At 54.1% G+C, this 10,790-nt stretch carries 8 protein-coding genes and 2 tRNA genes; all 10 read left to right on the top strand.

Features of this window, described 5'->3' with window-relative positions; all coding sequences use genetic code 11:
- The first annotated feature begins 449 nt into the window (after nt 1-449).
- Nucleotides 450-2,480, top strand: coding sequence for a methionine--tRNA ligase (metG, locus tag BMW41_RS13175; RefSeq protein WP_074650607.1), 2,031 nt, complete (start codon nt 450-452; stop codon nt 2,478-2,480).
- A 20-nt stretch (nt 2,481-2,500) separates the two neighbouring features.
- A complete protein-coding gene (locus tag BMW41_RS13170) occupies nt 2,501-3,286 on the top strand; it encodes a TatD family hydrolase (RefSeq protein WP_074650605.1) in 786 nt (261 codons plus the stop codon).
- A 9-nt stretch (nt 3,287-3,295) separates the two neighbouring features.
- Nucleotides 3,296-4,168, top strand: coding sequence for a 16S rRNA (adenine(1518)-N(6)/adenine(1519)-N(6))-dimethyltransferase RsmA (rsmA, locus tag BMW41_RS13165; RefSeq protein WP_074650603.1), 873 nt, complete (start codon nt 3,296-3,298; stop codon nt 4,166-4,168).
- A gap of 61 nt (nt 4,169-4,229) precedes the next feature.
- Nucleotides 4,230-4,305 (top strand) — tRNA-Phe (locus tag BMW41_RS13160).
- 1 nt (nt 4,306) lies between these two features.
- Nucleotides 4,307-4,377: transfer RNA gene (locus BMW41_RS13155), tRNA-Gly, on the top strand.
- Between the two features lie 141 nt (nt 4,378-4,518).
- A complete protein-coding gene (locus BMW41_RS13150) occupies nt 4,519-5,214 on the top strand; it encodes an MgtC/SapB family protein (RefSeq protein ID WP_074650602.1) in 696 nt (231 codons plus the stop codon).
- A 172-nt stretch (nt 5,215-5,386) separates the two neighbouring features.
- Nucleotides 5,387-6,823: an NAD(P)/FAD-dependent oxidoreductase gene (locus tag BMW41_RS13145; RefSeq protein ID WP_074650600.1), complete on the top strand. Its 1,437-nt coding sequence runs from the start codon at nt 5,387-5,389 to the stop codon at nt 6,821-6,823.
- 14 nt (nt 6,824-6,837) lie between these two features.
- A complete protein-coding gene (locus BMW41_RS13140) occupies nt 6,838-8,103 on the top strand; it encodes an NAD(P)/FAD-dependent oxidoreductase (protein WP_074650598.1) in 1,266 nt (421 codons plus the stop codon).
- Nucleotides 8,104-8,106: 3 nt separating this feature from the next.
- Nucleotides 8,107-8,475 carry a DUF1667 domain-containing protein gene (locus tag BMW41_RS13135; protein WP_031471961.1) on the top strand — a complete coding sequence of 123 codons (369 nt, stop codon included), beginning with the start codon at nt 8,107-8,109 and terminating at the stop codon, nt 8,473-8,475.
- Between the two features lie 477 nt (nt 8,476-8,952).
- The coding region (locus BMW41_RS13130) for a methyl-accepting chemotaxis protein (protein ID WP_177171251.1) at nt 8,953-10,790 on the top strand (1,838 nt) is incomplete at its 3' end.

Raw genomic sequence — 10,790 nt, 5'->3', positions numbered from 1 at the left:
AAAGACACTGAAGCTGAAGGTTGACGGCAAGGAAGTCGGCGAGATGGAATTCGTGAAGAAGTGGAAAGAGATCAGCGCGGATCAGCTGAAGTAATTCCAGCGGAAACAGAAAGAGAAAACAGAAAGAGAAAACAGATGCCGGGGCCGGTTTCGGTCGCCGGCATTTGTGTTTCATAGGAAATTTCTCCGAAATTCCCTATGAAACACAACGCTCCGCGAGGATGCGCACGCCGCTGTAAGGAAGCTGTCACCTAACGGTGACCAGCGGCGGCGCGCAAAGTCCGCGGGGCTCCCCTCAGGACTGAGGGGATGGGGGAGCCGAAGTCCGCTTGCGGACTTTGTTGACAAAAAAAGCCGGAGAGAATAGACTTGTGCTATATAATTTGGTCAAAGTGTGCCCGTTTTCCGGGGATTCCCGGCTGAACGATACAGGAATGGAGGAGTTTGTCATGACAGAGAAAATCAGAAAGCCGTATTACATCACCACGGCGATCGCATACACATCCGGAAAGCCGCATATCGGCAATACCTACGAGATTGTGCTTGCAGACAGCATTGCCCGTTTCCGCAGAGAAGAGGGATATGATGTCCGCTTCCAGACCGGAACCGATGAGCACGGACAGAAAATCGAGCTCAAGGCTGCGGAGGCAGGAATCACACCGAAGGAATTTGTCGACCGCACGGCAGGCGAGATCCGCCGCATCTGGGATCTGATGAACACCTCCTATGACCGTTTCATTCGTACCACAGACAGCGACCACGAGGCGCAGGTTCAGAAGATCTTCAAAAAACTCTACGATCAGGGCGATATTTACAAAGGCTATTACGAGGGCTGGTACTGTACGCCGTGTGAGTCCTTCTGGACAGAGTCCCAGCTGGCTGACGGAAAATGCCCGGACTGCGGACGTCCGGTTCAGAAGGCAAAGGAAGAGGCGTATTTCTTCAAGATGAGCAAATACGCGCCGCGCCTGATCGATTACATCAATGAGCATCCGGAGTTTATCCAGCCGGTATCCCGCAAGAACGAGATGATGAATAACTTTCTGCTTCCGGGACTGCAGGATCTCTGCGTATCCAGAACCTCCTTCACCTGGGGGATTCCGGTATCCTTTGATCCGCGCCATGTGACCTATGTATGGCTGGATGCGCTGACCAACTATATCACCGGCCTCGGCTTTGACACCGACGGCAATCACGGCGATCTCTACAAGAAATACTGGCCGGCAGATCTTCATCTGATCGGCAAGGATATCATCCGGTTCCATACGATTTACTGGCCGATCTTCCTGATGGCTCTCGGCGAACCGCTTCCGAAGCAGGTATTCGGACATCCGTGGCTGCTGCTCGGAAAGGGCAAAATGAGCAAGTCGAAGGGCAATGTCATCTACGCCGATGACCTGGTTGACCTCTTCGGTGTGGATGCGGTCCGCTATTTCGTTCTGCATGAGATGCCGTTTGAAAATGACGGTGTCATCACCTGGGATCTCATGACCGAGAGAATGAACTCGGACCTTGCGAATATTCTCGGAAATCTGGTGAAGAGAACCATCTCCATGACAAACAAGTACTTCGGCGGCGTGGTGGAGAACCGCGGCGCAGAGGAAGCGGTGGACGAGGATCTGAAGAAGACCGTTCTGGCAGCCGTTCAGACCGCCATCGGTAAGATGGGCGAGCTTCGCGTGGCAGACGCACTGACCGCGATCTTCGACATTTTCCGCAGAAGCAACAAGTACATCGACGAGACCTGTCCGTGGGTTCTGGCAAAGGATGAAGCCGGACAGGACAGACTGGCAACGGTTATGTACAACCTCACCGAGTCCATCACCATCGGCGCATCCCTGCTGGCTTCCTTCATGCCGGAGACGTCGGAGAAGATCCTCGCCCAGCTGAACACACAGAAGAGAACCCTGGATGAGATGAAGGAATTCGGTCTTTACCCGAACGGCACAAAGGTTGTGGAAGATCCGGAGACGTTGTTTGCACGTGCCGACATCAATGAGATCCACAAGAAGGTCGAAGTGATCGAGGCAAAGCAGAGAGAAGAGGCGGCAAAGGCGGAAGAGACCGAGAAGGACGTGGCGAAACTCGGCGAGTCCTCTGATGCGGAAAATGCTTCCGGAAGCAGCAATGCGGTCGTGGATGTGGAGAAGAAGGCAGAGATCGTCTACGACGATTTCGCGAAGGTTCAGCTCCGCGTCGGCAGAATCATCGCCTGCGAGGCAGTAAAGAAGTCCAAGAAACTTCTCTGCTCCAAGGTTCAAATCGGCAGTGAGGTAAAGCAGATCCTTTCCGGAATCCACCAGTTCTATGAGCCGGAAGAGATGGTCGGAAAGCAGGTTGTGGTTGTGACCAACCTTGCACCGAGAACCATGGCGGGACTGCAGTCCGAGGGTATGCTGCTCTGTGCGGAGGATGCGGAAGGAAATCTCGCGCTCCTTAAACCGGAGAAGGATATGCCGGCCGGCGCCGAGATCGGTTAAGACAGGATTGTTGAACATTCATGGCATATATTTTTGATACACATGCTCATTACGACGACCGCGCGTTTGACCGGGACCGGGAGGAGGTTCTCTCCTCCCTTTCGGCGGCGGGGATCGGCCATGTGACCAACATCGCCTGCGATCTGCAGTCGATACGGACCACGCTGGATCTCGCGCACCGTTATCCCTGGATGTACGCTGCGGTCGGCGTTCATCCGGAATATGCGGAAATGCTCACGGAGGAGAGTTTTGGCATCGTGAGGGACGCCCTTCAGGATGAGAAGACGGCGGCGATCGGGGAAATCGGCCTCGATTATTACTGGAAGAACAACCCGGAGCATCCCACCCAGCGGTACTGGTTTGCCCGTCAGCTGGATCTGGCGTATGAGACCGGTTTTCCGGTGGTTATCCATTCCAGGGATGCGGCCAGGGATACGGCCGATATCCTGAAAGCTCATCATGGGCCGGACATCGGCGGTGTGATTCACTGTTTCGGATACTCGAAGGAGATGGCCCGCGAGTTTCTGAATATGGGATTCTATATCGGGATCGGCGGTGTCGTGACATATAAAAATGCGAGAAAACTGAAGGAAGTGGCGGAATACGCGCCGCTGGACCGGATTCTGCTGGAGACGGACTGCCCGTACATGGCGCCGGAGCCGAAAAGAGCGGCCCGCAACGATTCCTCCCGGCTTCCTTTTGTGGTGCAGATGATCGCAGAGATCCGCGGCATTTCTGCGGAAGAGGTCATCCGGGTGACTGAGGACAATGCGTTCCGGATGTACCGGATCCGGAGAGAAGAATGAAAGGTACTTATGGATAATCTTGCCATACCCAAAAATACGATAGAAATCATACAGAAATACAACTTTGCGTTTCAGAAGAAATTCGGACAGAATTTTCTGATCGACCCGCGTGTTCTGGAAAAAATCGTTGTATCCGCCGGAATCGGCAAAGAGGACGCCGTGCTTGAGATCGGCCCCGGTATCGGAACCATGACCCGGAGACTTTCGGAGTCTGCCGGACGGGTGATCGCGGTGGAAATCGACGATCATCTGATCCCGATTCTTCAGGAGACACTGTCGGATCTGGACAATGTCACACTGATCCACAATGACATTCTGAAGGTTGATATCGCGAAGCTTGCGGAAGAGTACAACGGCGGCCGCCCGATCTGCGTGGTGGCAAACCTGCCGTATTACATCACCACTCCGATCGTGATGAATCTGTTCGAGAGCGGCGTTCCGTTAAAGACAATCACCGTCATGGTTCAGAAGGAAGTGGCGGAGCGCATGCAGGCGGGACCGGGCACGAAAGATTACGGCGCACTCTCCCTTGCCGTGCAGTATTACGCGGAGGCGGAGATTGTGGCCAATGTACCGCCGAACTGCTTCATGCCGAGGCCGAATGTCGGCAGTGCGGTCATCCGCCTGACCCGGCATGAGAAGCCGCCGGTGGAGGCTCAGGATGAAAAGGAAATGTTCCGACTGATCCGGGCGGCCTTCGGACAGAGAAGAAAGACGCTGGTGAACAGCGTATCGAATTCGCCGGAGCTTTCCTACTCGAAAGAGATGATTCAGGCGGCTCTCGGAGAGTGCGGATTCTCTCCGACGGTGCGCGGAGAGGCGCTCACTTTATCGGATTTTGCAAATTTACAAAAAAGTTTGCACAATATGATTGACAAGTGACGCAAACTTTGATATTATATCACCGTTGCCGATGAGCACAGCGCTCACGGACAGCGGAAATGCCTAGATAGCTCAGTTGGTAGAGCGGAGGACTGAAAATCCTTATGTCGTTGGTTCGATTCCGACTCTAGGCACCATGCAGGTGTAGTTCAGTGGTAGAACACTAGCCTTCCAAGCTAGATATGTGGGTTCGATTCCCATCACCTGCTTTATAGGATGCTTAAGAGATGAGAGAGCACACATTTTCCTAAAGGAGATGTGTGCTCTTTTTTTCGTTATTGCCCCGGCTTTTGCTAAAATAGAATTAAGCACAGGAGAGTCTGTGCCGGAAAAGAAGGGAGGAACAACACATGTGGACGTGGTTTATCGAAACAGCAAGGGGATGGAGCGCCGCCGGAATTCTGATCCGGCTTGCCGTTTCACTTCTCGTGGGAACCGTGATCGGAATTGACCGCGGACTCAAGCACCGCGGCGCGGGAATTAAAACGCATGCTCTGGTCTGCCTCGGATCGGCGGTGGTGATGGTGACCAGTGAATATGTCAGCATGACGTTTCCGGATATCCGGGCCGACATGGTCCGGATGGGCGCTCAGGTTATCAGCGGCGTCGGTTTTCTGGGTGTCGGAACCATCATGGTGACCGGACGTCATCAGATCCGCGGACTGACCACAGCGGCGGGCCTATGGACCTGTGCCTGCATCGGCCTGGCGGCCGGCATCGGTTTTGTGGACGGCGCATTCTACGCGCTCCTGATGGTGGTGTTCATTTTCAAGATTCTGAACCGTCTGGACGGCTTTGTGCGCGACCATGCGAAAGTGCAGGACTACTATGTGGAGTTTGTGAACGGATCCAGCGTCGGCCTGTTTATGGAAGAGATGCGGAACCGCGGTATACATATTTCGAATCTGGAACTGGTCAAGAGCAAGATCAAGGGCGAAGGGCCGTCAGCCGTGATGACGCTGGAGATCGAGGACAAGCAGGTGCGGGACCGGATTCTGGGCGATATCCAGAATCTGGAATACATCCGATTTGCGGAAGAAACCTGAAACAGCGGGCGATAATCGGAAGCGGAACCGTTTTTAAGCCGGAGCCGGATACATAGAAACGATCCGGATCCGGAGATTATGGGGGCCGGCGCGAATGCGCCGGGAAGAGAACAGGCCGGAACGCCGTGAAAGGACACGGCGTTTCATATAGACTACAGGAGGAGAGTTTGAGATGAGTGAGAAGACTTACGATGTGGTGGTAATCGGCGGAGGCGTGATCGGTTCCTCGATTGCCAGAGAGCTTTCCCGCTACCAGTGCGATGTACTGCTGGTTGAGAAAGAAGAAGATGTATGTTCCGGTACATCCAAGGCGAACAGTGCCATTGTCCATGCCGGATTTGACGCCAAGCCGAACACCCAGAAGGCGGAGATGAATGTCAGAGGCAATGAGATCATGGGCGAGCTCTCCGAGCAGCTGGATTTTGCGTTCCGCAGAAACGGCTCCATGGTTCTGTGTTTTGACAAAGAGAGCGAGCCGGCGCTGAAGGAGCTGTATGACCGCGGCGTGGCAAACGGCGTCAAGGGACTGGAGCTTCTCACCGGTGATCAGGCGAGAGCCAAAGAGCCGAATCTGGAGGATACGGTGACCGCGGCGCTCTGGGCACCCACCGGAGGCATCGTCGATCCGTTTGAACTCACCATTGCCATGGCGGAAAATGCGGCCGACAACGGCGTGGAATTCCGTTTTAATACCGGAGTGGAGAATGTGGAAAAGACAGCGGACGGCTACCGTCTGACCACGAACAGCGGCATGATTTCCACAAAATATGTGGTCAATGCCGCCGGTGTCTATTCGGATAAGATTCACAACATGGTTTCCGAAAAGAAACTCTCCATCAAACCGCGCCGCGGCGAGTATATGCTTCTGGACAAGAATGCGGGCGGTCTTGTGGACGCGACCATTTTCCAGCTTCCGACCAAACTCGGAAAGGGAATTCTGGTGACCCCGACCGTACACGGCAATATTCTTCTGGGACCGACCGCGGTGGATCAGGAAGACAAGGAAGCGACCAACACCACACCGGAAGGTCTGGAGGATGTGCAGGCAAAAGCCGCTCTCTCCGTAAAGGGCATTCCGGTCCGCCAGGTCATCACGTCATTCTCCGGCCTGCGCGCACATGAAGCCGGCGATGACTTTATCATCGGAGAGTGTCCGGATGCGGAAGGATTCTTCGATGCCGCGGGCATTGAGTCCCCGGGCCTTACCTCTGCGCCGGCGATCGGCGAGTATCTGGCAGGCCTCATTGCCGAAAAGGAGCATTTTACCAGAAAAGCGGACAAAGACTTTATCGCAACCCGCAGAGGCGTGATTCATGCGGCAAATCTTTCTTCGGAAGAGAGAGCGGAACTGATCCGCAAAAATCCGGCGTACGGCATGATGGTGTGCCGCTGCGAGATGATCAGCGAGGGTGAGATTGTGGATGCGATCCGCCGCACGCTCGGCGCCAGAAGCATGGACGGAATCAAGAGAAGAACCCGTCAGGGCATGGGAAGATGCCAGGCCGGTTTCTGCACACCGCGTGCCATGGAGATCCTCTCCAGAGAGACCGGAATTCCGATGGAAGAAATCTGCAAGAACCGCAAGGGTTCCGAGCTGATCAAAGGCTGAAGGGGGAGAATGTCATGAAAGAGTGTGATGTAGTAATTATCGGCGGCGGCCCGGCGGGTCTCGCTGCGGCAGCTGCGGCAAGAAAAAACGGCGTGGAAGATATTCTGATTCTGGAGAGAGATTCCCGCCTTGGCGGAATCCTGAACCAGTGCATTCATAACGGCTTCGGCCTTCACACCTTCAAGGAGGAGCTCACCGGACCGGAGTACGCGGCGAGATATATCCGGGAAGTGCTGGACATGAAGATCCCGTACCGACTGAACTCCATGGTTGTCGATATCAACGATAAAAAACAGGTTACGGTCATCAACCGCGAGGAAGGTCTGGAGGTGATTCAGGCAAAGGCGATTATCCTTGCGATGGGATGCCGCGAGAGACCGCGCGGTGCCCTCAACACGCCGGGATACCGTCCTGCGGGCATCTATACCGCGGGAACCGCGCAGAGACTGATGAACATTGAGGGATATATGGTCGGCAAAGAAGTGGTCATCCTCGGCTCCGGTGATATCGGTCTGATCATGGCAAGACGTCTGACGCTGGAAGGTGCGAAAGTCAAGGTGGTCGCAGAACTCATGCCGTATTCCGGCGGTCTGAAGAGAAATATCGTCCAGTGTCTGGATGATTACGGCATTCCGCTGAAGCTCAGCCATACGGTAACCAATATTGAAGGCAAAGAGCGCATTACCGGCCTGACCCTCGCTGAGGTCGGCCCGGACAGAAAGCCGGTTCCGGGAACAGAGGAGCATTACGACTGCGATACGCTTCTTCTCTCCTGCGGTCTGATCCCGGAGAACGAGCTCAGCCGCAGCATGGGCATCGACATGAATCCGGTTACCAGCGGTCCGATGGTCAACGACCGTCTGCAGACCGGACTGCCGGGTGTATTTGCCTGCGGCAACGTCCTTCATGTACATGATCTCGTGGACTATGTATCCGAAGAGGCGACCAAGGCCGGCGAAAATGCGGCAAAATATGTCCTCGGTCATGAGGCACAGGCAATCCATACCGTGACGCTGAAAGGGGAAAACGGTGTTCGTTATACCGTTCCGCAGACACTCAGCCCGGAGGCGATGGAGGATCTTCTGACCGTCCGCTTCCGCGTAGCCGATATCTATAAGAACCGATCCATCGTGGTATCTTTTGACGGCAAAGAGGTGCAGCGGATTCCGAAGAGAATCATGGCGCCGGGAGAGATGGAACAGGTTATTCTTCAGAAGAAAAAGCTTGCGGAATTCCCGGATCTGAAGGAAATCGTGATCCGCACGGAAGAGGAGGCATAAGTCATGGCTGAGATCAGAGAACTTACTTGCATTCAGTGCCCGATGGGGTGTCAGCTGAGAGTCACAATGGAAAACGGTGAGGCGGTAAACGTCGAGGGCAACACCTGCCCGCGGGGCGAGATTTACGGAAAGAAGGAAGTGACCAATCCAACCCGGATCGTGACCAGCTCCGTTCCGGTTGAAAACGGCGAGATTGCCCGCGTATCGGTCAAGACGGCGAACGATATTCCGAAGGGAAAGATCTTTGACATCATGAAGGAGATCCGCGAGGTTACCGTGAAGGCTCCGGTTCATATCGGTGATGTGATTATTGCCGACGCGGCGGGAACCGGTGTGAAGATTATTGCGACCAAGGATGTCGAGAGAGTCTGAGGCAATCGGCCGGGATCTCTCCGGGAAGGTGTCCATGCGGAATGATCCTGCCGGTAATTCATACCGGACAGATAATAATAAAATAGAAATAAGACGGTATTTTGTGATAAAATAGCGCAGTTCAGAGGGTCGGGACCAACATCCCGGCCCTTTTTCTGACGAAAAATGTGATTTTTATTGCGCAAATTTGACCGAAAATGAGAGAAATGTCATTCGGCGCCGAACAGATTTATGCAGAAAGGTGTCTTGAACAGGGAGACCGGTATGGAAAATGACGAAGGACGGAAAAAGCGGTTACACCGAAAGGTGTAGATTGTATACAAAGGAAAAGCGAGAGCATACAGTCTTGTCATGAAATGTGCCGATATTGAAAAAATGGCTTGAAACAAGGGTTTTCAAGCCATATAGTGGGTAACTGTGTCAAGAAAAGAATGTGAATTAGTTAACAAGAAAAAGCGGAGGTAGTAAGCAATGCATTTGGATAACGAAACATCGTCGCGCCGTTCTGGCTTCCGGATGAGCATCCGGACCAAGATCCTTCTTCTGGCGATCTGCGCATCCCTTATTCCGCTGATTACCAGTGCGGCAGTCAGCGCGGTTATGTCGAAAAAGACCGGAAAAGCCACGGCGATCCGGACCGTCGAGACGCTGACGGAGAGCATTTCCAATGAGGTATCGGAGTATATCGGAAAGAGTTATGCGGTTGTCGAGTCATTGGCAGCATCCGGCGATATGCTGGGTATGGACCCGGTTCAGCAGGATAAGATCCTGAAAGTGACCGCAAAGAACAACCCGTATTTTTCGCTGCTCTATCAGGTGGATCTGACCGGAATGCAGACTGCAAGAAGTTCCGGCGAGCCGGTGGACCGCAGTGACCGCTGGTGGTACAGGGAAATGATGGAGAAGCGCAAGTCGTTCGTTTCCAAATCATTTTTCAGCGCGACCGATGGCATTGCAACCAGCTCCGTTTATTTCCCGGAATTTGATGATGCCGGCAATATGTGCGGCATCCTGGGGGCAAACCTCTCCCTGGATCAGATTCAGAAAGTCGTTTCGTCCTATGATTCGGAAGGTACCTATTCTCTGATCGTGGACGGTGAAGGTGTCTGCATCGCCCATCCGGAACCGGAGTATGTATCCCAGAGCTACAACTATCTGGACGGAACCCGTTTAAAGAGCGGAAGCACCACGGAGCGCGAGCCGTTTAATGAGACCGATTTATTCCGGAAACTGACGCAGGAAGCGCTGAATGGTGTGAGCGGCGTGACGGAGGGAATAAACCGTAAGGGCGAGAATGCCATCTATTCCTATCGTCCGATCTCCATTCCAGGAACCTCGGATCAGTGGGCGGTTGTGACGATTCAGAAGACCTCGGCCGCTTACGCGGACGTCAACGCGATGATCCGTTTCTTTATCGTCTTTACGGTTGTCATGGGCGCTCTGGTTGCCGTGCTGGCGGTTCTGATGGCAAAACGGATCACCCGTCCGATGAAACACCTTGCGGCAGCAGCGCAGGAGATCGCGGACGGAAACCTGAAGGTACAGGTGGCTGTTGAGTCCAATGATGAGACCGGCGATGTGGCGAGTGCAATGCACGAGACGGCAGCGATGCTGAGTTCCTACATCGATTATATCCATGAGATCACACAGGTTCTGAACCAGATCTCGGAGGGCGATCTGACCTTCAATCTGAAGTACGATTATGCAGGAAACTTTGCGGAGATCAAGGATGCGCTCTTCAATATCCGAAGCACTATGACGGATACCATGTCCCATATCCTTCATGTCGCGGAAGAGGTCAACGGCAACGCATCCACTCTCTCTTCCGGAGCGCAGTCTCTGGCACAGGGTACCACCGAGCAGGCATCTTCCATCGAGGAGCTTTCCGCAACCATCGCGGATATCTCCAACCATGTGAAAGTGACCGCGGAAAATGCGGACAACGCGGAGAAACTCTCCGAAGATGCCCGGGTTGAAATCCAGAAGGGCAATGAACATATGCAGGAGATGGTGAAGGCGATGAAGGACATCTCCGACAGCAGCAAGGAGATCGGAAAGATCATCAAGACCATCGAGGACATCGCATTCCAGACCAACATCCTGGCACTGAATGCGGCGGTCGAGGCGGCGAGAGCCGGCGCGGCAGGAAAGGGCTTCGCCGTGGTTGCGGATGAGGTCGGCAACCTCGCAAAGAAGTCTGCGGAGGCGGCGTCGAACACCACGCATCTGATTGAGAAGGCGGTTCAGGCGGTCGAGCACGGCATCACCGTTGCGGATGAGACGGCGAAGAGTCTTGACAGCATCGTGGAAGGCAG

The sequence above is a fragment of the [Clostridium] aminophilum genome (assembly GCF_900101295.1).
Taxonomy (GTDB): domain Bacteria; phylum Bacillota; class Clostridia; order Lachnospirales; family Lachnospiraceae; genus Clostridium_R; species Clostridium_R aminophilum_A.
The sequence above is the reverse complement of the archived record's forward strand: the minus strand, read 5'-3'. Positions and strand labels throughout refer to the sequence as shown.

Coding starts and splice junctions, on each gene's coding strand:
- metG (WP_074650607.1), top strand. CDS start 450: ATGACAGAGAAAATCAGAAAGCCGTATTACATCACCACGGCGATCGCA.
- BMW41_RS13170 (WP_074650605.1), top strand. CDS start 2,501: ATGGCATATATTTTTGATACACATGCTCATTACGACGACCGCGCGTTT.
- rsmA (WP_074650603.1), top strand. CDS start 3,296: ATGGATAATCTTGCCATACCCAAAAATACGATAGAAATCATACAGAAA.
- BMW41_RS13150 (WP_074650602.1), top strand. CDS start 4,519: ATGTGGACGTGGTTTATCGAAACAGCAAGGGGATGGAGCGCCGCCGGA.
- BMW41_RS13145 (WP_074650600.1), top strand. CDS start 5,387: ATGAGTGAGAAGACTTACGATGTGGTGGTAATCGGCGGAGGCGTGATC.
- BMW41_RS13140 (WP_074650598.1), top strand. CDS start 6,838: ATGAAAGAGTGTGATGTAGTAATTATCGGCGGCGGCCCGGCGGGTCTC.
- BMW41_RS13135 (WP_031471961.1), top strand. CDS start 8,107: ATGGCTGAGATCAGAGAACTTACTTGCATTCAGTGCCCGATGGGGTGT.